Here is a 22,072-nt window from a genome sequence, read left to right as displayed (position 1 = left end):
ATAGGAGTCGAGATGTCCTCCGAAGAACGACGCGCCTGGATCATGGTCCTGGTCACGACCTGCGCGTACGCGATCTACGCCACCCTCATCCTGCGCCGCGCCGGCGACGCGCCCCTCGCCGACACGCCCTACGCCGCGACCCTGCTGTGGACCATCGGCGGCGCGATCGTGGCGTCGATCGTGCTGCACATCCTGTTCGGCGGCGTCGTGCCCAAGGGCGCGCGGCGCACCGACGAGCGGGACAAGGAGATCAACCGGCTCGGCGAGCACATCGGCTCGTCCTTCGTCATCCTCGGCGGCGTGACCGCCATGGGTATGGCGATGCTCAAATGGGACCACTTCTGGATCGCCAACGTCATCTACCTGGCCTTCGTGCTGTCCTCCCTGCTGGGCTCCACCGCGAAGATCGTCGCCTACCGGCGGGGCTTCCAGTCATGGTGAAGCCGACCCGCGTCACGAACACGATCCGGGCGCTGCGGTTCGCGCACGGCGAGATGACCCAGGCGGACCTCGCCGACCGGATCGGCGTCACCCGCCAAACCGTGATCGCCATCGAGGCGGGCCGCTACTCGCCGTCACTGGAGATGGCGTTCCAGATCGCCCGGGTGTTCCAGGTCGGGCTCGACGACGTGTTCCAGTACCCGCCCGAGGAGGAGGACACCCCGTGAAGGCCATCGTCCAGGACAGCTACGGCACCGCCGACGTGCTCGAACTCCGCGACATCGACCGACCGGCCGTCGGCCCAGACGACGTGCTCGTCCGGATCCGCGCCGCCTCCGTCGACCCTGGCGTCTGGCACCTGATGACCGGCCTGCCGTACCTGGTGCGCACCGGTTACGGCCTGCGCGGGCCGAAGGTGTCCGTCCGGGGCACGGACTTCGCCGGCACGGTCGAGTCGGTCGGCACGAAGGTGACCGACTACCGGCCTGGCGACGCGGTGTACGGCAACTGCGACGCCACCTTCGCCGAGTACGCCGCGGCCCCGCAGAGCCGGATCGCCCCGATGCCGGCGAACCTCACGTTCGAACAGGCGGCCGCCGTCCCCGTCTCCGCCGTCACGGCCCTACAGGCGCTCCGCGACACCGGCGGCGTCCAACCCGGACAGCGGGTCCTGGTGATCGGCGCGGCCGGCGGGGTGGGATCGTTCGCGGTCCAACTGGCCAAGGCGTTCGGCGCGCACGTCACGGGCGTGTGCGGCCCGACGAAGACCGACCTGGTCCGGTCACTCGGCGCGGACCACGTCCTCGACTACACCCGCGAGGACCTGTCGGACGGGTACGACCTCATCGTCGACACCGCCGGCAACCGGCCGCTGTCCGTCCTCCGACGGGCCCTGACCGCGCGGGGCACGCTCGTGCTCGTCGGCGGTGAGGGCGGAGGGCGCTGGTTCGGCGCGGCCGTGGGACGCACGCTGCGGGCGCTGCTGCTGTCGCCGTTCGTCGGGCACAGTCTCAAGGGGCTGTTCGCGCGGCCGGGGCACGGGGACCTGGAGGTCGTCCGGGAGCTCGTCGAGGCCGGCCAGGTCACGCCGGTGGTCGACCGGACGTTCCCGCTGGCCGAGGTCCCGGCCGCCGTGCGGTACCTGGAGGGCGGCCACGCACGCGGCAAGGTCGTCATCACCGTCTGAACCGTCGCCGGCATGTTCCGCGGACCCGTGGCGCGATCGGCCCGGCGGCGGCCGTGGCTAGATCTGGGCCGTGGCGCGGAGCCGGCCGCCGTTCACGGCCGCGCGGAGCAGCCGGGGCGCGCGGACCGGGCGGCGGGCCGCCAGGTCCTCGACCCAGCCGACGACGGCCACCGCCACCGCCAGCAGGGCGACCACCAGCGCGAGGAACTCCGCCCGGTCGAGGACCGCGCCCACCGCCGCGGCGAGCGCCACCGCGCACAGGATGGCCATCTGGTGCCACAGGTAGATCGTCATCGCCCGGCGGTTGAGGAACGCGACGACCCCGGCCAGGCGGGGGGCCCGGTGCAGCGGGTCGCGGCGCGGGGCGAGGCGGAACATCAGCAGGACCAGGGCGGCCGACCACAGCGCGTTGCCGATCGGGTCGTCGTTGAGGTCGAAGCCCCGGGGCCCCGGGTGGGTGGCGATCCAGGCGAGGCCGGCGACGGCGAGTACCCCGGTGAGGGCGGCGAACACCCGGGGCCGTACGGCGCGGAGCTGGCCGTCGTGGTGGGCGAAGCCGAGCAGCCAGCAGGTGCCGTACAGCGACAGGTCCCACAGTTCCTGGGGGACCGAACCGCCCCGGGAGCCGATCACCGTGAACGCCACGAGCAGCGTGAACGGGGTCAGCAGCGTCGCCACCGGGTACCGGCGGAACACCCGGAGCAGCAGCGGGGAGCACAGCATGAACCACAGGTACACCCGGATGTACCAGATCATGCTCAGCGCCGGGGCGAGCCTGCCGGCGAGGTGCGGGTCGCGCAGGGGCAGCAGCCACCACCCGAGCGACCAGGCGGACTCGCCGGCCAGCAGCATCACCGGCACCGCCATGGCCGCCAGGGCCCACACCGGGGGCAGCAGCCGGCGCAGCCGCCGGCCGAGCACCGTCCCGGTCGGGGCGCGGTCCAGCGAGGCGGCCGTCAGCGCGCCGGCCAGGGCGAACATCAGCCCCATGGCCGGGAACGCGACGGTGATCCACGCCCAGCCCATGCTGTGGTACAGCACCACGCGGGCGATCGCTGCCGCGCGCAACAGGTCGAAATATCCCGAACGCATACGGTGCACCGTGCCCGCCGAAACTGGGCACACACTGAGAGCAAGGTCAACATCGGGTAAGGGGAGGGGGCGTCAGCCCCGGAGGTAGGCCAGCACCGCCAGTACCCGTCGATGGTCGTCCTCGGCCTGGGGCAGGTCCAGCTTGGTCAGGATGTTGTTGATGTGCTTGGCGACCGCCGCGTCGCTGACGACGAGCGCGCGGGCGACCGCCGCGTTGGACCGGCCCTCGGCGATCAGGGCGAGCACCTCGCGCTCCCGGGCGGTGAGCCGGCGCAGCGGGTCCCGGCGGAGGCTGAGCAGTTGGAGGACCACCTCGGGGTCGACCACGGTGCCGCCGGCGGCGACCCGGCCGACGGCGTCCGCGAAGTCCGTGACGTCCCCGATCCGGTCCTTGAGCAGGTAGCCGACGCCGACGCCCCGCCCGGAGTCGAGCAGCTCGGTGGCGTAGGTCTGTTCCACGTACTGGCTGAGCACCAGCACCGCCAGGTCCGGCCGGCGGGCGCGGAGGGCGACGGCCGCGCGCAGCCCCTCGTCGGTGAAGCCGGGCGGCATCCGCACGTCGGTGACGACGATGTCCGGTCCGTGCTCGTCGACGGCGGCGACGAGGGCCCCGGCGTCCCCGACGGCGGCGAGCACGGTGTGCCCGAACCGTTCGAGGAGTCCGACGAGCCCCGCCCGCAGCAGGACGGAGTCCTCCGCGACGACGACCCGCAGCTGCCCGCCTACTCCACCAGGCACGACAGCTCCACTCTGACCAGGGTCGGCCCGCCGGCCGGGCTCGACACGGCCAGTGTGCCGTTCGCCGCGGCGGCCCGGTCGGCCAGGCCCGCGAGTCCGCTGCCGGCCGCCGGGTCCGCGCCGCCCACCCCGTCGTCGCGGATCTCCAGCACGAGCCGGTCCCCGACCACCCGGCCCCGGACAGCCGCGCGGCTGGCCCCGCTGTGCTTGGCGACATTGGTGAGGGCCTCGGTGACCACGAAGTACGCCGCGGCCTCCACCGACGCCGGCAGCCGGTCGTCGAGGACGAGATCCAGGCTGACGGGCACCGGGGACCGGCCCGCCACATCGGCGGCCGCCGCCGGCAGTCCCCGGTCGGTCAGGATCTGCGGGTGCACGCCCCTGATGAGTTCGCGCAACTCGGCGAGGGCCAGTTTCGCCTGCTCGTGCGCGTTGCCGACCTGGATCGCCGCAGGGGAGTCAGCGGGCAGGTCCAGGCGGGCCAGGCCGAGCTGGACGGTCAGGGCGACGAGGCGCTGCTGGGCGCCGTCGTGCAGGTCACGCTCGATCCGGCGGCGTTCCACCTCGTACGCGTCGACGAGCCGGGCGCGGGACCGCGACACCTCGCCGAGCCGCCTGCCCAGCTCCGACTCGCGGGGCGACAGGACGGCCCGGGTCAGCGCGGCGCGGGCACCGGCCCACACCGTGACCGGGTACGCGGCCACCACCATCAGCACCGGGGCCGCCGCCACCTCGAAGACGAAGCCGTACCACGGCAGCGAGTGGTCGAGGAACAGGGAGGCCACGCACAGCCCCGGGAGGAAGAACGAGACGACCAGCACGCCGAAGTCGAGCCACCACAGGCCGAGGACGGACACCGCGACGTACCCGAGCTCCTGCCAGGTCTGCCGCTCGCGGAGCCGGGTGGTCAGCCAGGCCCGCACGCCGGGGCGGTCGGGCGCCGCGTGCGGGTCGGGCGCCCGGTCGAGGTCGACGAGGAGCATCCGCCACCGCTCGAACCGGCCCACGACCAGGCCGGACAGCAGGATCGCGAACAGCAGCACCAGGCCGACGACGGCCGGGGCGAACGCGACGCCGCCGACCAGCAGGGCGATCAGCGTCGCGGCGGTCGCGGCCCCGACGAGGACGCCGGAGAGCAGGTAGGCCAGGGACCGCAGCGGCCAGGACGAGGCGAGGAACCTGACCGGGTTCCGGGTCAGGGCCTGCCAGGCGGTGCGGACGGTCACGCCATGACGGTACCCATCGTGTCGGGCCCGGGCGGTAGTGCTGGCGTTACCTCCGGGACTCCACCGCGCGCCAGTGATCGGCCGGCCGGTTCCCTGAAGTATCGACGGCATGACGAACTCCGCAACCCCCGAGGCCGTGCAACTGTGGTCGGTCCGGCGCACCTACGGCTCCGGCGACAACGCCGTGACCGCCCTCGACGGAGTCACGCTGGCCTTCCCGACCGGGACGTTCACCGCCGTGATGGGCCCGTCGGGCTCCGGCAAGTCGACCCTGCTGCACTGCGCGGCGGGCTTGGACCGGCCGACCGACGGCACGGTCGTCGTGGCCGGCACCGACCTCGGCCCGCTGTCCGAGCACGCGCTGACCCTGCTGCGCCGCGACGGCGTCGGCTTCGTGTTCCAGTCGTTCAACCTGGTCTCCGCGCTCACCGCCGAGCAGAACGTCGCCCTGCCGCTCCGGCTCGCCGGCCGCCGCCCGGACCGGGCCCGGGTGCTCGCGGGGCTCGCGGAGGTGGGGCTGGCCGACCGGGCCGGGCACCGGCCGAGCGAGCTGTCCGGCGGCCAGCAGCAGCGGGTCGCGATCGCCCGGGCGCTGGTCACCCGACCGGCGGTGCTGTTCGCCGACGAGCCGACCGGCGCACTGGACACGGTCACCTCGCACGAGGTGCTGGCGCTGCTGCGGGGCACCGTCGACCGGCACGGCCAGACCGTGATCATGGTGACCCACGACCCGGCCGCCGCCGGGTACGCCGACCGGGTCGTGTTCCTCGCCGACGGCCGGGTCGTGGACGTGGTGTCCGGGTTGGACGCGGAGGCCGTCGCCACCCGGATGGCCCGCCTGGAGGCGACCGCCGCCCGGCCGTCGCCCGCCGGCACCGGGGCACCGCGCCGGCGGCCCGATGGTCCCGGCGGGTCGGCCCCCGCCGATGGCTCCGGCCCGGCAGCCCCGGTCGACGCCCGTCGGGAGGCCTGAGATGTTGTCCCTCGCCACCGTCCGCCAGCGCTGGGTCAGCTTCGTCGGCACGTTCGTCACCCTCGCCCTGGGCGTCGCCCTGATCGCCAGCACCCTGCTCGTCCACCTGTCGGCGAAGCCGACGATCCCGGAACGCTTCGCCGGCACCCCCGTCTACGTCCGGTCGACCGGCACCCCCTGGTCGCCGGATACGGTCCGCGCCCTGTCCGACAGGATCGGGGCCGTCCCGGGCGTGACCGCAGTGGTCGCCGAGCGCGCCTTCTACGCCCAACTCCTGATCGACGGCCGCCCCTTCGGCCGGCCCGACGCCCGCGACCCGCAGGGGCACGCCTGGTCGGTGGCCGGACTCGCGCCGTACCCGGTCCGGGACGGGCGTGCGCCGACGGCCCCCGGCGAGGTCGTCGTCGGCCGGTCGGCGGGCCTGGCCCCGGGCGCGAGGGTCACGGTGCTCACGGCGACCGGGCCCGCGCCGTACACGGTGACGGGCACGGTCGACGGGCCCGGCCTGTACGTGGCCGACGACGTCGCGGCCGGCCTGTCCGGCGGCACCCGGCTCCTCGGGGTGCGCGGCACGGGAGGCGTCGCGGCGATCACCGCAGCGGTCGGTGGCGCGGGCACCGTGCTGTCCGGGGACGGGCGGTCGGCGTTGGAGGAGCACAGTGTCAGCGGTACCCGGGAGATCGGTTCCCAGGTTCTGACGGGGATGGTCGGCCTCGCCGCGTTCTGCACGGTCTTCGTGGTCGCCTCCACGTTCGCGTTCGCGGCCAACCAGCGGCGTCGCGAGTTCGGGCTGCTCCGCGCGATCGGGGCCACCCCGCGTCAGATCCGCCGCACCGTGTACGGCGAGGCGCTCGGGATCGGCGCGCTCGCCGGCGCGGTCGGCGCGGCCCTGGGCGCCCTGGTCGCCCCGGCCCTCGGCGGGGTGCTGGTCGAGGTCGGCTTCGAGCCCCCCGGTTTCGTGACCCGGACACCACTGTGGCCGGTGGCGGCGGCGTACTGCGCCGGGCTGCTCGTCGCGGTGCTCGGCTCCGGTTCGGCGTCCCGGCGGGCCGGCGCGGTCGGTCCGGTCGAGGCGCTGCGGGAGGCCGCGGTGGACACCAGGCCGATGACCCGGGCCCGGTGGATCTGCGGTGGCCTGTGCGCCGCGGTCGGGATCGTGTTCGCGCTGGCCACCCCGGCGGCCGGGGACACGGACATGATGGTCCTGTCGATGCTCGCCGCGATGGCGCTGATGGTCTCGATGACCCTGCTCGCGCCGGTGGTCATCCCGCCGGTGGTCCGCCTGGTCACCTGGCCCCTGGGCCGGCTGGCCGGCGCGACCGGGATCCTGGCCAGGGAGAGCAGCCTGACGGCCGTGCGCCGCACCGCGTCGATCGCCGCCCCCGTGATCGTCACGGTCGGATTCGCCGCGCTGATCCTGGGCCAGGTCGCGACAGTATCGGCCGCCTACCGGAGCCGGGGCACTACGGCGGTCGAACACCAGGCGGTGGTCCGCCCGGACGGCACGCCCGGCCTGTCCGACGCCGTGCTGGCGGCGCTGCCCGCCGGGCGGACGGTCGCGTACACGGCCACCGACCTGTACGTCGGCGGGCGCACCCGGCTGGCCGGCGGGGTGGACCCGGCCGCGGTGCGCGCGGTGGTGCGCGCCGGTTCCCTGGCCGACCTCGGCGCGGACGACACGGTCGTGGTGGCCGCGGAACCCGCGACCGACGGCCGGCCCGCGGCGGTCGGCGACCTGATGCCGGTCACCTTCGCCGACGGCCGGACCGCGACCCTGCGCGTCGTCGCCGTCATCGACCCGCTCGCCGAGGTGGAACTCCTCCTGCCCCGCTCGACGGTCCGCGCCCACGACCCGGCGGCCCTGACCGAACTGGCCTACGTGGACGGCGTCGGCCTCGCCGACCTGCGCGCCGCGGTGTCCGGCCTGGGCGCCACCGCGGTGGCCGGCAAGGACTACGAGTCGGACAGTTCCGCCCGCGACGACGTCCTGGTCCGGATCTTCGTGCTCACCCTGATCGGCCTGTCCGTCGGCTACACCGGCATCGCGATCGCGAACACCCTGGTCATGGCCACGGCGGGTCGGCGGCGCGACTTCGCCGTCCTGCGGCTGTCCGGCGGCACCGCCGGCCAGGTGCTGCGGGTGGTGGCCGCCGAGTCGCTCATGGTGGTCGGGATCGGCGCGGCCCTCGGGCTGGGGGTGTCGGTCGCCGCGCTGATCGGGGTGCGAAGCGGCATCTCGCAGGCGTTGAAGGCGCCGGTGGACCTGCTGATCCCGTGGGACCAGGTCGGCGGCGTGATCGGGGCGTGCGTGCTCCTCGGCCTGGCCGCGAGCGTGCTGCCGGCCCGGTGGGCGCTGCGCCAGCGCGCGGTCGGGGTGCGGGAGTAGCCCCGCCCGCCCCGACGACCCCCGCCCACCCGGGGGTCGTCGGGCCGTGCGGTCACAGATAGTCGAAGTACCTGATGAACCAGCTGGCCGGATATCTGGTGTACGCCTCGCGGAGCGCGTCGCTCGTGCCGTCGTACTCCCGGGCCAGGACGTCCTCCAACAGGGGCACGTAGCCGAACTCGGCGAGCGCCTCGAGCACCGCGCGCAGATCCCGCTCGCCGATCAGGATCAGCGTCTCCTCGTCGTCGTAGATCCCCGGGCGTTCGGCGCCGAACAGGGCGAGTCCGCCGAAGTTGCTGACCCGGACGAAGATCGCCGTCCCGCCGACGGTCGCGGCGGCGGGGACGACGAGTTGGCCCAGGTAGCTGGCGTCCTGCACGTTCATACCGGCGTCGACGTCACACACGCAGTCGAGACGGCGTCCCAGGCTGGACGCCAGTGCCCGAAACCTGTCCTGCTCGGCCCGGTAGTCGAATCCGGCCGGGTGCTCCAGCAGGTCCGGGTCGTCGAACTGGCGCAACAGGGCGAGGACCTCGGAGCGGCCCGGCATCGTCATGCCCACCATCCTGCCCCGTGGCCCGACGGCACGGCACACATATTTCGGGCATCGCCGCGACGACCGGCTCCCGGCCGGAGGACAATGGGCCAGGTCAGCGGCAAGCGCGAGCGCATCTGGGGGCGGTCATGGCCGCAGAACCCGGCCGGATGGCGATCGTCACCGGCCGCAGGTCCAAGTATCTGGTGATCGTGTTCTGGTTGGCGGTCCTCGCCGTCGCCGGTCCCCTCGCCGGCAAGCTCACCGGGGTCGAGCAGAACGAGTCGAAGTCCTGGCTGCCGGCCGCCGCCGAGTCGACCAGGGTCCTCGAGGCCCAGGCGGCGTTCGCCTCCCCCAACACCATCCCGGCCGTCGTCGTGTACGAACGCGGCACCGGGCTCACCCCGGCCGACCTGGCGAAGGCCACCGCCGACGCGCGGGTCTTCAGCGCGCTCGGCGACCTCGACGGCGCGGTCACCGGGCCCGTGCCGTCCGCCGACGGCAGGGCGGCGCAGACCATCGTCCCGCTGAACCTCGGCGCGGACGGCTGGGCCCGCGCCGGGGACGTCGTCGCCGACCTCAAGCGCACGGCGGACGCCGGGGCCGACGGGCTGTCCGCGCACGTCACCGGCCCGGGCGGCGTCGCGGCCGACTCGAGCAAGGCATTCGAGGGCATCGACAGCACTCTGCTGTTCGGCACGGTCGGCGTCGTGGTCGCGATCCTGCTGCTCACCTACCGCAGCCCGGTTCTCTGGCTGCTGCCGGTGGTGTCCGCCGCCGTGGCCCTGACCTGCGCCCAGATGGTGATCTACCTGCTCGCCCGGCACGCGGGACTCACCGTCAACGCGCAGAGCGCCGGCATTCTCACCGTGCTCGTCTTCGGCGCGGGCACGGACTACGCGCTGCTCCTGGTCGCCCGGTACCGGGAGGAACTGCACCGGCACGCCGACCGGCACCGCGCGATGGCGGTCGCCCTGCACCGGGCGGCCCCGGCGATCGTCGCCAGCGCCGCCACGGTCGTGGTCGGCATGCTCTGCCTGGTCCTCGCCCGGACCAACGCCACCAAGGGCCTCGGCCCGGTGGCCGCGATCGGGATCGCCGTCGGCCTGGGCGTGATGCTCACCCTGCTGCCGGCGCTGCTGGTCACGTTCGGCCGGTGGATCTTCTGGCCGGCCCGGCCGCACGTGGACGCCACCGACCCCACCACCACGGGCCTGTGGTCCCGGATCGGGCGGGGCATCGCCCGGCATCCGCGCCTGGTCTGGGCGGTCACCACCGCCGCGCTCGCCGCGATGGCCCTCGGCGTCGTTCAGCTCGACGCCACCGGCCTGACCAACGCCGAGGCCTTCCGGGGTACGCCGGACTCCGTGACCGGCGAGCGGATCCTCGCCCGGCACTTCGCCGCCGGGGCCGGCAGCCCGGTCGTCGTGGTCAGCGCCGCCGGTCAGGCCGCGGCCGTCCGGGCGGCGCTGGCCGGCACCCCGGGGCTGGTCGGCGGGGACGTGCCGCCGCCGGAGGTCCGGGGCGACACGGCGTACCTCGTCGGCACGCTCGTCGATCCGCCCGACAGCCAGGCGGCGTTCGACACCGTGGACCGGGTCCGCGACCGGGTGCACGCCGTGCCCGGCGCGCGGGCCCTCGTCGGCGGCAACTCGGCGATCAACCTGGACCTGCAGCGCGCCGCCCGGCACGACCGCGACCTGATCATCCCGATCGTGCTCGCCGTCGTCTTCGTCATCCTCGCCCTGCTGCTGCGCGCCGTGGTCGCGCCGCTGCTGCTGATCGCGACCGTGGTGCTGTCTTTCGGGGCGGCTATGGGGGTCAGCGCGTTGGTGTTCCGGCACCTGTTCGGGTTCGGCGGGGCGGACACCTCGTTCCCGTTGTTCGTGTTCGTGTTCCTGGTCGCGCTGGGCATCGACTACAACATCTTCCTGATGACCCGGGTCCGCGAGGAGGCCACCCGGGTCGGCACCCGGCGCGGCGCGCTGGTCGGGCTCGCGGCCACCGGGGCGGTGATCACCTCGGCGGGGCTGGTGCTCGCCGGTACGTTCGCCGTACTGGCGACGCTGCCGCTGACCGCGTTCGCCGAGATCGGGTTCGCGGTGGCGTTCGGGGTCCTGCTCGACACGATCGTGGTCCGGTCGGTGCTGGTCACGGCCCTGACTCTGGACGTGGGCCGGCACGTGTGGTGGCCGCATCCGCTGTCCCGCCCGGAGGGGTTGGCGGAGGACGCGGCGCGGCGCGGTGCCCTGGCCGGTTAGCCGCGTCCCCGGGCCGCCGTCCCCGGCTCTGTGCGCGGCGATGGCCGTGACGGAGCGGTCGCCGGCACACCCGGACGGGGCGTGCCGGCGACCGCTGTCAGTGCCCCGCCGTCAGCTGATCGTCCAGTGCTGCAGTGCGGAGTTGGTGTCCGCCTGCTGGGTGACCAGCGCGCCGTTCGCGGTGGACGCCGTGGTCAGCAGCAGTCCGCTGCTCTTCGAGGCGAGGGTGTAGCCGCCGCCGGACAGGGCCGCCACCACCCAGTGCTGGTTCGTGCCGCCGGTGCACGTCCACTGGATGATCGTCGCTCCGGCGGCGGACGAGCCGCCGTTGACGTCCAGGCACAGGTTGGACTCGCCGTTGACCAGCTGGTAGGAGCCGTCGGTCTGCTGGGTGAAGGTCCAGTTCTGGTTCGGGCCGCCGTTGGCCGTCCACGTGACCATCTGGGTACCGGTGGCGGTGGAGTGCCCCGGGTCGTCCAGCGCCCTGCCCCCGGTCACCAGGGTGTGTATGCCGTTCAGGTTCCCGGGCGCCGTGCCGGACGCGGTCAGGGTCAGGGTCTGCTCAGCCGCCGTGCGCGACGCGCCGACGGTGGTCGCCGGCGCGGTCCAGGACCGCTGCGGTGAGGTCTCCGCGAGTCGGGCGGTGTCCGAGGACATGCCCAGGACCAGGCCGCTGTACCGGTTGACGATCCGGAACGTCGACGTGCCGGCGATCTTCACGACGAACCACTGCTGGCCGACCGTGACGGCCGAGGTGACGGTGGGCTTGGCGCCCCATGCGCGGGTGGTCGTCACGCCCGAGTCGACGCCGAGCGCCTGTCCGGTCGAGGCGTTCGTGATCCGGAACGAGCCGTCGTTGTTGCTGGTGAAGTTCCACTTCTCCAGGTTCGAGCCGGTCCCGGAGGCCACCGACGTGGTCGCGGAGCCGCCGGACACCTGGGCGAGGAGCCGGTTGTCGCCGTTGCCGATCGTGTAGGACCGGGTGGTGTCCACCGGGGACGGAGCCGCGACGGTCGAGGTGATGGTGACGTTGGTGTACTCGCCGCTGGTGTCGTTGGAGCACCCGAAGGAGCAGTACGACCGGAACGACTTGCCGACGATCGTGGAGCTGGTCGTGTTCGCCCCGTCCAGGAACCACCGGTACCAGGAGGCGGACTTGTAGCTGCCGGTGTCGCCGAGCAGGTACCACTTCTGGGTGCTCAGGTCGTCGGTGGCGTAGAACCGCTGCGACTGCACCCCGGAGACGACCTCGGGTTCGCCGATGTACAGGCCGAGGTAGGCGTCGTAGGTGATGTTCATGACGAACAGGTCAGCCTTGGCGGGCAGTTGGCCGGCCGCGATCTGCGCGTCGACGTTGCCGGTGTTGGCCGGGTCGTAGTCGTCGGCGACGGGGGTGTACCCGCTCGGCTGGGCCGTGGTCGCCGGGACCATGTTGCTTTCCCTGCCCCCGATGCCGGCCTCGGTCCAGGCGCCGTTGTACCACTTCTGCCACGAGCCGGTCGCCATCTTCGACGAGATCGGGGCCCGGGCCACGTGTGCCAGGCCGCCCACGCTGCCGCCCGCGCCGGCCTTCGGGTTGACCCGCGAGCCGTAGTAGACGTAGAAGTAGCCGGAGGCCGGGTCCACGAACAGCCGCTGGTCGCCGTCGCCGTAGTACCAGGTGGAGTTCGGGAACGCCGCCGCGTCGCCGCGCTGGGTGCTGTACGGCGAGGTGATCGCGTGGCCCGTGATCGACCACACCTTGCCCTGGTTGGTCGACACCGCGACGTCGATGGAGTCGTAGTGCGAGAACCCGGCCGAGCCGAACGGCTCCGGGGTGAACTCGTTGTGCACCAGGCCGTACCAGTCGCCGGTGTCAGGGTCCACCCACACGCTCGACAGGTCGCAGAAGTTCTTCTGCGAGTAGCCGGAGCCCGCCGGCGGATCCGTCGCCTCCACGCCGGTGGGGCTGTTGTTGCACCGCCAGGTGGTGTCGCCGTTCTTGTCGTTGGCGTTGTTCGGGTTCACGTAGCCGCTGATCGTGGAGTTCTTGGTGGCCGTCTCCAGGTTCGTGCCGGAGTAGAAGTCCCAGTGCCGGCCCTCGGTCGCGCCGTAGAGCGCCGCGGACTGCTGGTAGTAGAACGTGCCGTCCTTGTCGATGTAGACGTTGGCCGGGGTGTCCGTGGGGTGGGTCCAGGAACCCGTCGAGTCGACCGAGACCGTGAAGGTGCCCGCCGGTGCGGCGGCCGAGGCCGTCGTGGACGCCAGCGCGCCCGCGATCACTAGAGCCGCTGCCGCGCCTGCGGCGGCGAGTCGGGGCTGTCTCATCGGGGTTCCTCCTCGGAACGGGACGGGTACTGCGGGTGTTTGTTCTTGTTGTTTCATGCTCGAACAGGCTCAGCTTCTCGCCAGTAACGACAACTGTCAACATAATGTTTGCAAAAACTTCGCCAGGCGGCCGTTTGAGATTCGGACAAACAGCGCAGGTGCGGTGCCGGCGGTCGATTCACCGGCCGACCCGGCGGACCACGTGCAGCAGGTACTCCTCGCGGCGCAGCGGATTGTGGTCCGTCCTCGGCCGCTCCGGCACCGGGGCGCCGACCGGCCGGTAGCGGTCGAAGGCGTACTCCAGCACCCCCTCGCCCCGGGTCAGCCCGGGCAGCCGCCGCTCGAGTTCGTGCACCCGCGCCGCCGGGATCGTGCCCTCCAGGACGCACGAGGACCCCTGGACGACCGGCGCGGACGGCACGGCGCCGAGCCGGCCCAGGACGGGCAGCACCGGGCCGAGGGTGTCCGCCGGCAGGTCGAGCCGGAAGCGGTGGGCCGGCTCGAACACCGCGGTGCCGGCCCGGCGCAGGGCCGCCATCAGGACCAGCGGGGTCAGGTTGCGGAAGTCCCCGGCGGTGCTCGTGATGGAGCAGTAGCCCGAGTGGGTCACGGTGACGACGCAGTCGGTGACCCGCCAGCCCCGCAGGCCCTGCTCGAGGGTCTCGCGCACGGTCGCCTCGACGGCCGCGAAGAACGCGTACGGCATCGAGCCCAACTCGACGTCCCGCCGCAGCTCGACCCCGCTGCCCACGGATGCCGGCTCGATCCGCAGGCCGACCGTGGCGAGGAACGGGTTCGGCGCCGTGCGGATGATCTCGAAGGCGGCGCCCGTGCCCACGGGGCGTTCGACGCAGATCGTCGTGGTCTCCCGGAACGTGACGTCGATGCCGTGCTCCGCGGCCAGGGTGGCCCCGATGACCTCCTTCTGCACCTCGCCGTACAGCGATACGGAGATCTCCTGGCGCGCCTCGTCCTGGCGCAGGTTGATCAGCGGGTCCTGCTCGGCGAGCTGGGTGAGCGCGACGTGCAGCGCGCGCCGGTCGGCCGGCCGGACCGCGACGACGACGGTCTCCAGCGTCGGCGGCGCGAAGTGCCACCCCGGAGAGCCATTCGGGGGTACGCCGACCGCGTCCCCGATCCGCACGTCCCCCAGCCCGCACAGGGTGCCGATCTGCCCCGCGACCACGGACCCGCTCCGCACGGCCGGCCCCCGGTCGAACACGGCGACCGCGGTGACCTTCCCCTCGCGGCCGGGGGCCGGACCTACCGCCCCGGCGGCCCCGACCTGGCCGAGCGCTTCGGCCTCGCCGGCGGCCCCGGTCCGGCCCGGCGTGTCGGCCCCGCCCGCCGCGCCGTAGCGCACCCGGTCGCGGACCCGGACCGTACCGGAGAACATCCGCACGTACGCGACCTTCTCGCCGGCCGGCCCGCGCTCCACCTTGAACACCGTGCCCGACACCGGCCCGTCGGCGTCGCCGTCCGCCGTGGGCAGCAGCTCCGTGATCCCGGCGACCAGGGAGTCCACCCCCTCGCCGGTGACCGCCGACCCGAAGTACACCGGGTGCGCGAGCGACTCCCCGGTGCGCGCGGCGAGCCCCGAGCGCAGCCGACGGTAGGACACCGTCGCCGGATCGGCCACGTACGCGGCCAGCAGCGCGTCGTCGTGGTCGGCGAGCACGTCGGTGAGCCGGGCGGTGAACTCCGGGTCCCGGTCGGTGAACGGGGCCCACCGCGCGCCCGGGGCGCCCAGCCCGCTGGCGGTGCCCATCGCGACCGTGGTCGGGGACAGCCGGGCGGCCAACGCCGCGAGTGTCTCCGCGTAGCGTGCGCCGCCCCGGTCGATCTTGTTCACGAAGATCAGGGTGGGGATCCGCAGCCGGCGCAGGGCCCGCATCAGCACGATGGTCTGGGCCTGCACCCCCTCGACGGCCGACACGACGAGCACGGCGCCGTCGAGCACGCTGAGCACCCGTTCCACCTCGGCGATGAAGTCCGGGTGCCCGGGGGTGTCGATCAGGTTGACTGTGACGCCGTCGACGACGAACGACACGACGGCCGACTTGATGGTGATGCCGCGCTGGCGCTCCAGCGCGAGGGAGTCGGTCTGGGTGTTGCCGTCGTCGACGCTGCCGATCTCGTCGATGACGCCGGCCGCGTGCAGCAGCCGTTCGGTCAGGCTCGTCTTACCGGCGTCGACATGCGCCAGAATTCCCAGGTTCAGTGTCCGCAACTAGTTCCATGTCCTCGAGATAGGCGGTGATGACCTTCTGGATGGGCATGGATCGGCGCACGGGTCTGCTCCTCGGATCGGCGGTCGGTATTCCCGGAGTACAACAGGCGCCGGCCCGCCGGGCAACCGAATTGTCCTCGGGTCGAGTGACCTGGGCGGGGGCCCGGGAGCCCGCGCTCAGCCCGCCCGGTGCGCGGCGATGGCCTGCCGGAGCACCCGGACCGCCCGGTCGTACGCCTCCGGCGACAGGTGCTTGCCCGTGGTGGAGCGCTGGCCGAACCAGGAGCCGCGCCGCCGGTACAACGGGGTCTCGATCTCCTCGCCGGTGCACGGCACGACCCAGATCGCCGGCCCCTCGCCGACCCCGACGGTCTCCCCGCGCCGGCTGACGACGGAGGCGACCGCCGGCCATGGCAGCACCCGGGTCCGCCACAGGTGGCAGACCTTCAGGCCCCGGTCGCCGTAGAACACGCCGAGGCGCTGTGCCCGCCAGACCAGGACGGCGACGGAACCCGTCATGACGATCGGGACGGTGGCCGAGGCCCAGTCGGACGGACCCTGGCCGGTGACGACGCTCCAGGTGAGGAGGACGGCGCAGCACCCGAAGACGCCGGCGGCCGTCGTGGCGGCGACGGTGCCCGGATCCGGGGGATGGGGTCTCCGCCACCTGGTCACGTCCCCAGTGTGTCGGATAGGCGGCCACCCTGTCGGGCGTTCAACATCCGTCAGTCAACGGATGTTTCCCTTCCGGACACCCGGGATTCTGGGAACGGAAAGATCGCCGCGTCGAGCACCCCGGGAGCGCACCGTGAACCACTGGCTGACCCACCATCCGGCACCCCGCCGCGAGGACCCGTCCGACCATCTGACGGGGCACCCGTCAGAGCTCCCGGCCGGGCCGCAGTCCGAGCAGCACGACCAGTGGAACCTCCGGGCCCGGGGCGAGACGCCCACCCAGCGGCTGGACCGCAACTACAGCGAGATCCTCCAGGAGGTCAGGGTCGCGCAGACCGGGGTGCAACTGCTGCTGGCGTTCCTGCTGGCCCTGGCGTTCACGCCGAGGTTCGGCGCGCTGACGGACTTCGAGCGTTCCCTGTACGTCGCGAGCCTGATCCTCGGCGCGGCGGCCACCGCCCTCCTGATCGCCCCGGCCCCGTTCCACCGGCTGCTCTTCCAGCGCCGGCTCAAGGAGCAGCTGGTCCGGGCGTGCGCGCTGTTCGTCCAGTTCGGACTGGCGCTGCTGATGCTGTCGCTGAGTGCCTCGATGCTGCTGATCCTCGACGTGGTCCTCGGCACCGGCCCGGCCGCGTGGATCACCGCCGGCACCCTGGCCTGGTTCTGCCTGTGGTGGTACGCCGTCCCGCTGTGGAGCCGCGCCCGACACGGCCGCGAGCCCGGTTCAGCTGGACGCCCGCAGCCCGGACTCCCGGGCGATGTCGATCCGCGAGTGCACCCCGAGCTTCGCCAGGATGTGCGAGACATGGGTGCCGACCGTCCGTGGCGACAGGAATAGCCGGGCCCCGATCTGCGGGTTGGACAGCCCCTCCACGACCAGCGCGGCGATCCTCACCTCGGTCGGGGTGAGGCTGTCCCAGCCCGTGTACGTCCGCCGGTGGCTGCCCTGCGGCCCCCGGCGGATGCCGTGCGTGCGCAGCCGGGCCCCGAGCCGGGCGAGGTCCCAGGTCGCGCCGAGTGCGGTGTACGCGTCGAACGCCCGCGCGTACGCCGCCCGGGCAGACGTCTTGTCCCCGTGTTCCGCGAACGCCGCCGCGCCGGCCTCCAGCGCCACCGCCCGGGGCAGGGCCCGCCCGGAGTCCTGGTACCGGTCGGCGGCGAGCAGCAGGGCCGCCGGGTCGCCGTCGAGCTGACCCCGGCAGTGCAGCGCCACGGCCAGCCGGTGCGGCACGGGCTGGTCGCAGGCCAACCGCTCGGCGAGCAGGGTCAGTTCGCCGGCGCGGTCCCGGTCGCCGAGGGCCACGGCGAGCCGGACTGCCTCGGGGAGCAGGTCGCGCGCCTCGCCCAGGACGGCGAGGGCCGCCGCCGGTTCGCCGGCCAGCTCGTGGTCGAGGCTGCGGGCCAGGGCGAGCGGTCCGACGAGCCGGTCGCCGATCCGGTCGGCGTACGGCCCGGCCGCCGCGAGGTGGCCGCGGGCCAGTTCCGGTTGGGACCGGTGGAAGCCGATCACGGCCGCCACCCCGTGGTCGCAGCACGCGACGGCCGGGTCCTTCAGCTCGGCGGGCAGCACGTCGACCTCGGCGAGCGCGTCGTCCCACCGGCCGGCGTCCAGGGACAGCTGTCCGAGGGCGCTGTGCGCCTGGGCGAGCCGGACGACGTTGCCGGTCCGGTCGGCGAGCTGGCCGACCTGCTGCACGGCGGCCAGGGCCTCGGCCTGCCGGTCGAGTTCCCCGAACGCGCCGGCCTGGTTGATCTGCAGCAGCAGCCGCAGGTCCGTGAGCCCCGGTTCGGCGTCGGCCTCGGCGAGGGCCCGTTCGAACAGGGGCAACGCGTCGGCGACCGCGCCGCGGGTCATGGCCACGATGGTCAGGACGTGCAGCGCCCAGCTGGTCGCCCACCGGTCGCCGACCGCCGTGCCGAGGTCGAGGGCCTCGGCGGCGACCCGGGCGGCGGTGTCGACGTGCCCGGTGCCCCAGTGCGTGCGGGCGGTGAGGACGAGCAGCCGGGCCCGATGCCGGGAGCCGGGCTCCGCAGCGGCGAGTGCCTCGGGCAGGAAGTCCGACGACGTGCCGGTCAGCGTCCGGCACTGGGTGAGGGTCCAGTGCAGGTCCACGACGACGTCGGGGTCCGAGGCGAGGAGGAGGGCGCGGCTGGCGACCTTCTCGGCCGCGGCCGGGTCGCCGACCCGGTAGAGGGCGTCGGCGAGCCGGCTGGCGAGCACCCCGTCGGACCGGCCGGGGACCGCGCGGCGCAGCAGCTCCACGGCGACCTGCGGGGCCTGGCCGACCAGCGCCGCGGCGGCGGAGTGCAGCCAGCGCACCACCCACGGGTCGACGGGTTCGGTGTCGGGGGTGCCGGCCACGGCGGGCAGCACCTGGCGGGCCACCCGGTCCACGGACGCGCCGGCGTCGGCGAGCGCGCGGCCGGCGTCGAGGTGCCAGGCGGCGCGGACCGGGGCCGGCAGTTCGTCGTACAGGGCGGTGCGGATCAGGGGGTGCCGGAAAGCCAGGGAACCGGTGAGCACCCCGGCGGCGCGGGCCTCGGCCAGGGTGCCGGCCAGCTCCGCGACCGGCCGGCCGGACACGACGGCGAGGTCGGGGACGGTGAAGTCGCCGCCGAGGAGGGCGGCTGCCCGCAGTACCTGTCGCACGGGTTCTGGCAGGAAACCGAGCCGGTCGGCGATCGCCGCGGACAGCGAGGTCGGAGGCTGGCCGGTGGACTCGACGTCCCCGGCCGCGTCGACGGCGAGCCCGCCGCCCCGCGCCAACGCCCCGACGAGCTCCGTGAGATACAACGGATTGCCGGCGGCCCCGGCGGCCAGCCCGAGCAGCCCGCCGCCGGGCCGCCCGCCGGCGAGGGCGCTGACCAGGTCCACGATCGACGGTTCGGTGAGCCGGCCGAGCCGCAGGGTCGACCCGGGCCCGACGGCGCGCCGGAGCGCGGCGAGCCGTCCGGACCGGGGGCCGGCCCGCAGCACCCCGATCAGGAGCAGGGGGAGCTGTCGGACGGCGCGGGCGAGGCGTTCCCACACCGCGAGGCTGGTGTCGTCGGCCCACTGCAGGTCGTCGATGACCAGCACGGCGGGCGTGGCGCACAGCTCGTCGACGAGGGCCACGAGCTGCTCCGCCGCGGCGGAGACCGGCCCGGTGTGGGTGAACTCCCCGCGCAGCGTGCGCACGATCGCCACCCGGCGCGGGTCGTCGGACTCGCGGACCCGCAACGCCTCCAGGAGCGGCAGCAGGGGCAGTGCCTGGCCGAGTTCGTCGCCGGCGCCCCAGAACACCTGGCAGCCCCGGTCGGCGGCGGCGCGGCCGGCGGCGCGGACCAGGGTGGACTTGCCGATCCCCAGCTCTCCCTCCACGAGGGCCGCCCGGCCGCGTCCGGCCACGACGTCATCCACCCAGCCTGACAGGCGGGACAGCTCCGGATCGCGGCCCAGCACCAGGTCAGGGGCATTCGGCATAGATCAGACGCTACAAGGCGGTCCGGGGCCGGACAAGGAAACCCACGGGCAACCCCCTTTTCGGGTACGCGTCGCCCGCCGGCCGCGCGGAGTTCGGCACGCGTGCGGGGAACCGCCGTCGGGCGTCCGTCCGCCATTCATGAAGTGGTATCTGCCGTTCTTCGTCCTCTGTGAGTGTTTGTCCAACTCCCCGCGCGACGACCACAGAGGTGGACGATGAGGATCAGGCGACTGTGTGCCGCTGTTCTGGTGGCCCTGGGTATCGCGGCGACCGCCGCCACGGCCGTGGCCGTCACCGACCACCCGGTGGTGGTGGTGGCGGACGGCACGGCCCAGACCGACGACTTCATGCCCTACGACTAGACGCTGTGGACGGCCACCGTCAGGCCGCCGCGAGGACGGCGTTCGCGCGGGCGGTGACGGTGGCCAGCAGTCGCCCGGCGGTGGCGCGTTCCTCGGCGGGCAGGTCCCCGTACAGGCTCTCGGTGAGCTCGTCGAGTTCGGCCCGGACCGCGGCGTTGAGCGTGCCGCCGGCCGCGGTGTTCGTGACCAGGGACTCCGAGAGTTCGACCAGGCCGGCGTCGGCCAGCTCGGCGAGGACGGTCTCCGCCGTCGGCCCGTCGATCTGCAGGCTGCCGGTCAGCTGCGCGAGGAGCCCGGCGCGGTCGGTGGACCCGCCGGCCGTGGCGACGGCGAACAGCGCGGTCGCCTGGTGGAAGGTGATCCCGGCCCGGCCGAGCAGCCGGTCGCGGACGGCGAAGACGGCCAGGGCGGTCCGGCCGATGACCTGGCCGTTGAGGGTGTGGGTGACGGACATGGCTCACTCCTTGACGGGTACGTCGAGCAGGGTGGACAGTTCGCGGGCGAAGGCCCGGGTGCGGGCGCCGTCGAGGCCGCCCAGGGGTGCCAGGAGCTGGTCGAAGACGTCGCGGACGACGGTGACCGCCTCGCCGGTGACGCGCACGCCGGTGGCGGTCAGCGCCAGCCGCACCGCGCGGGTGTCGACCGGGTCGGGGGTCCGGGCCACGAGACCTGCGGCCTCGAGGGTCCGGGCGAGCTTGGACACGTAGAGCGGTTCGAGGCCGGTGTGGTCGGCGAGCTGGCGCTGGCTGGGCCGCTGGCCGGCGGCGTGCATGCCGTGCAATGACCCCAGCAGCGAGTACTGCGCGTGGGTCAGGCCCAGCGGTGCCAGCGCCCGGTCGACGGCCGCCCGCCACCGCATGGACAGCCGCCAGACCAGGAAACCGGGCGTGGGCCCCTCCGTGTCGCTCATACCAGATATGGTACATAGATATTAAGTACATAGCTAGTATGACCGTCAGCACACGGTCAGTGGCCGGTCAGTCGCCGCGGACAACCTCTCCCCATGACGAACTCGCGGAACACCTCGGTCCTGATCTCCGGTGCCAGCGTCGGCGGCCCGGCACTCGCGTACTGGCTGACCCGGTACGGCTTCTCCGTCACGATCGTCGAGCGCGCCCCGGCCCTGCGCCCCGGCGGCCAGGCCATCGACGTGCGCGGCCCGGCTCTGGAGGTGGCCGAGCGGATGGGCCTGCTGGCCGACCTGCGCGCGCACAGCACCGCCATGCGCGGCATGACCATGGTCGACGGCGACGGCAACGAGATCTACCGCAGCGAGGAGCGCACCCTGACCGGCGGCGAGCTGGCCAGCCCGGACGTCGAGATCATGCGCGACGACCTGGCCCGACTGCTGTGCGACGCGGCGGGGGAGGAGGTCGAGTACCTGTTCGACGACTCGATCGCCGCCCTCGACGAGGACGGCGCGGGCGTGCACGTCACGTTCGAGAAGACCCCGCCGCGCACGTTCGACCTGGTCGTCGGCGCGGACGGGCTGCACTCCACCGTCCGGCGGCTCGCGTTCGGGCCGGAGGTCGACCACATCCACCACCTGGGCACGTACCTGGCGGTGTTCACGGCGCCCAACTTCCTCGACCTCGACCACTGGCAGGTGTTCTGCCAAGCTGGCCGGTACGGCGGCGGCATCATGAGCGCCCGCGACAACGCCGAGGCCCGGGTGTTCGTCGGCTTCGAGTCCGCTGAGCCGCTCGACTACGACCACCGCGACGTCGGGGCCCAGAAGCGGCTGCTCGCCGACCACTACGCCGACGCAGGTTGGGAGTTCCCCCGGGCGCTGACGTACATGTGGGACGCGCCCGACTTCCACTTCGACTCGATGAGCCAGATCCGGATGGACAGCTGGTCGCGCGGCCGGGTGGTCCTGCTCGGCGACGCCGGATACTGCGGCTCCCCGCTGTCCGGCCAGGGCACGAGCATGGCGATGGTCGGCGCGTACGTCCTCGCCGGCGAGCTGCGGGCCGCCGGCGACCACACGGCGGCCTTCGAGAACTACGAGAAGGAACTGCGCGGGTACGTCGCCGCCAACCAGCGGCTCGCCCTCACCAACAAGGCCCGGGTGGAGGCCCGGATGTCGGGGGAGGCCGTCGACTTCCAGGACTTCGGCGAGGTCGTCAACGCGCTCGTCCTGAAGGACTACTGAGCCGATAGGTCCGCTGCGGGATAATCCCGTAGCGGACCGTT

19 protein-coding genes are annotated in these 22,072 nt (G+C 73.6%); 9 read left to right on the top strand and 10 right to left on the bottom strand.

Translation table 11 applies throughout. The annotated features are described in order from the left end of the window. Positions 1-12 precede the first annotated feature (12 nt). The 3 genes from IW245_RS16255 to IW245_RS16245 are packed head-to-tail and all read left to right on the top strand — an operon-like array spanning position 13 to position 1,627. The gene (locus tag IW245_RS16255; protein WP_197004022.1) at positions 13-441 is read left to right on the top strand and encodes a hypothetical protein; all 429 of its coding nucleotides are present in this window, start codon (positions 13-15) and stop codon (positions 439-441) included. Beyond that, a complete protein-coding gene (locus IW245_RS16250) occupies positions 435-668 on the top strand; it encodes a helix-turn-helix transcriptional regulator (RefSeq protein ID WP_197004021.1) in 234 nt (77 codons plus the stop codon). The genes IW245_RS16255 and IW245_RS16250 overlap by 7 nt, the downstream gene beginning before the upstream one ends. After that, complete coding sequence (locus tag IW245_RS16245; protein WP_197004020.1) at positions 665-1,627, top strand: NAD(P)-dependent alcohol dehydrogenase; 963 nt, start codon at positions 665-667, stop codon at positions 1,625-1,627. The genes IW245_RS16250 and IW245_RS16245 overlap by 4 nt, the downstream gene beginning before the upstream one ends. 57 nt (positions 1,628-1,684) lie before the next feature. Here IW245_RS16245 and IW245_RS16240 read toward each other — a convergent pair whose 3' ends face one another. From IW245_RS16240 to IW245_RS16230, 3 genes are all read right to left on the bottom strand, one after another. Beyond that, positions 1,685-2,719, bottom strand: coding sequence for an acyltransferase family protein (locus IW245_RS16240; RefSeq protein WP_197004019.1), 1,035 nt, complete (start codon positions 2,717-2,719; stop codon positions 1,685-1,687). Between the two features lie 72 nt (positions 2,720-2,791). After that, on the bottom strand, positions 2,792-3,457 hold the full coding sequence (locus IW245_RS16235; protein WP_233473104.1) for a response regulator: 666 nt from the start codon (positions 3,455-3,457) through the stop codon (positions 2,792-2,794). Further along, the gene (locus IW245_RS16230; RefSeq protein WP_233473105.1) at positions 3,442-4,683 is read right to left on the bottom strand and encodes a sensor histidine kinase; all 1,242 of its coding nucleotides are present in this window, start codon (positions 4,681-4,683) and stop codon (positions 3,442-3,444) included. The genes IW245_RS16235 and IW245_RS16230 overlap by 16 nt, the downstream gene beginning before the upstream one ends. Positions 4,684-4,792: 109 nt before the next feature. Here IW245_RS16230 and IW245_RS16225 point away from each other — a divergent pair, with 109 nt between their 5' ends. Then, positions 4,793-5,656 (top strand): ABC transporter ATP-binding protein, encoded by an 864-nt coding sequence (locus tag IW245_RS16225; protein WP_197004017.1) that lies wholly within the window; start codon positions 4,793-4,795, stop codon positions 5,654-5,656. A gap of 1 nt (position 5,657) precedes the next feature. After that, entirely contained in the window at positions 5,658-8,042 is a 2,385-nt protein-coding gene (locus tag IW245_RS16220; RefSeq protein ID WP_197004016.1) for an ABC transporter permease, read from the top strand. Positions 8,043-8,094: 52 nt separating this feature from the next. On the opposite strand, the gene IW245_RS16215 is transcribed toward IW245_RS16220, so the two are convergent. Continuing rightward, positions 8,095-8,598 carry a hypothetical protein gene (locus IW245_RS16215; protein WP_197004015.1) on the bottom strand — a complete coding sequence of 168 codons (504 nt, stop codon included), beginning with the start codon at positions 8,596-8,598 and terminating at the stop codon, positions 8,095-8,097. Positions 8,599-8,726: 128 nt separating this feature from the next. Here IW245_RS16215 and IW245_RS16210 point away from each other — a divergent pair, with 128 nt between their 5' ends. Next, a complete protein-coding gene (locus tag IW245_RS16210; protein ID WP_231398824.1) occupies positions 8,727-10,838 on the top strand; it encodes an MMPL family transporter in 2,112 nt (703 codons plus the stop codon). 111 nt (positions 10,839-10,949) lie between these two features. Here IW245_RS16210 and IW245_RS16205 read toward each other — a convergent pair whose 3' ends face one another. From IW245_RS16205 to IW245_RS16195, 3 genes are all read right to left on the bottom strand, one after another. Continuing rightward, positions 10,950-13,145 (bottom strand): RICIN domain-containing protein, encoded by a 2,196-nt coding sequence (locus tag IW245_RS16205; protein ID WP_197004014.1) that lies wholly within the window; start codon positions 13,143-13,145, stop codon positions 10,950-10,952. A 178-nt stretch (positions 13,146-13,323) separates the two neighbouring features. Further along, the gene (locus tag IW245_RS16200; RefSeq protein ID WP_197004013.1) at positions 13,324-15,375 is read right to left on the bottom strand and encodes an elongation factor G; all 2,052 of its coding nucleotides are present in this window, start codon (positions 15,373-15,375) and stop codon (positions 13,324-13,326) included. A gap of 177 nt (positions 15,376-15,552) precedes the next feature. Then, positions 15,553-16,050: a hypothetical protein gene (locus IW245_RS16195; RefSeq protein WP_197004012.1), complete on the bottom strand. Its 498-nt coding sequence runs from the start codon at positions 16,048-16,050 to the stop codon at positions 15,553-15,555. 133 nt (positions 16,051-16,183) lie between these two features. Here IW245_RS16195 and IW245_RS16190 point away from each other — a divergent pair, with 133 nt between their 5' ends. Next, positions 16,184-16,888, top strand: a complete 705-nt coding sequence (locus tag IW245_RS16190; RefSeq protein ID WP_197004011.1) for a DUF6328 family protein — start codon at positions 16,184-16,186, stop codon at positions 16,886-16,888. Here the strand turns inward: IW245_RS16190 and IW245_RS16185 are convergent. Continuing rightward, the gene (locus IW245_RS16185) at positions 16,775-19,513 is read right to left on the bottom strand and encodes a helix-turn-helix transcriptional regulator (RefSeq protein WP_197004010.1); all 2,739 of its coding nucleotides are present in this window, start codon (positions 19,511-19,513) and stop codon (positions 16,775-16,777) included. The genes IW245_RS16190 and IW245_RS16185 overlap by 114 nt on opposite strands. Before the next feature lie 216 nt (positions 19,514-19,729). On the opposite strand from IW245_RS16185, the gene IW245_RS16180 reads away from it, so the two are divergent. Beyond that, positions 19,730-19,876, top strand: coding sequence for a hypothetical protein (locus IW245_RS16180; RefSeq protein WP_197004009.1), 147 nt, complete (start codon positions 19,730-19,732; stop codon positions 19,874-19,876). A 19-nt stretch (positions 19,877-19,895) separates the two neighbouring features. On the opposite strand, the gene IW245_RS16175 is transcribed toward IW245_RS16180, so the two are convergent. Together IW245_RS16175 and IW245_RS16170 are read right to left on the bottom strand one after the other, a co-directional pair. Continuing rightward, entirely contained in the window at positions 19,896-20,330 is a 435-nt protein-coding gene (locus tag IW245_RS16175; RefSeq protein ID WP_197004008.1) for a winged helix DNA-binding protein, read from the bottom strand. A gap of 3 nt (positions 20,331-20,333) precedes the next feature. After that, a complete protein-coding gene (locus tag IW245_RS16170; RefSeq protein ID WP_197004007.1) occupies positions 20,334-20,786 on the bottom strand; it encodes a MarR family winged helix-turn-helix transcriptional regulator in 453 nt (150 codons plus the stop codon). A 93-nt stretch (positions 20,787-20,879) separates the two neighbouring features. Here IW245_RS16170 and IW245_RS16165 point away from each other — a divergent pair, with 93 nt between their 5' ends. Next, a complete protein-coding gene (locus tag IW245_RS16165; RefSeq protein ID WP_197004006.1) occupies positions 20,880-22,031 on the top strand; it encodes an FAD-dependent monooxygenase in 1,152 nt (383 codons plus the stop codon). Positions 22,032-22,072 lie beyond the last annotated feature (41 nt).

The organism is Longispora fulva (assembly GCF_015751905.1).
Lineage (GTDB): Bacteria > Actinomycetota > Actinomycetes > Mycobacteriales > Micromonosporaceae > Longispora > Longispora fulva.
Note: the sequence above shows the minus strand (reverse complement) of the source record. Positions and strands in the feature narration are given on the sequence as shown.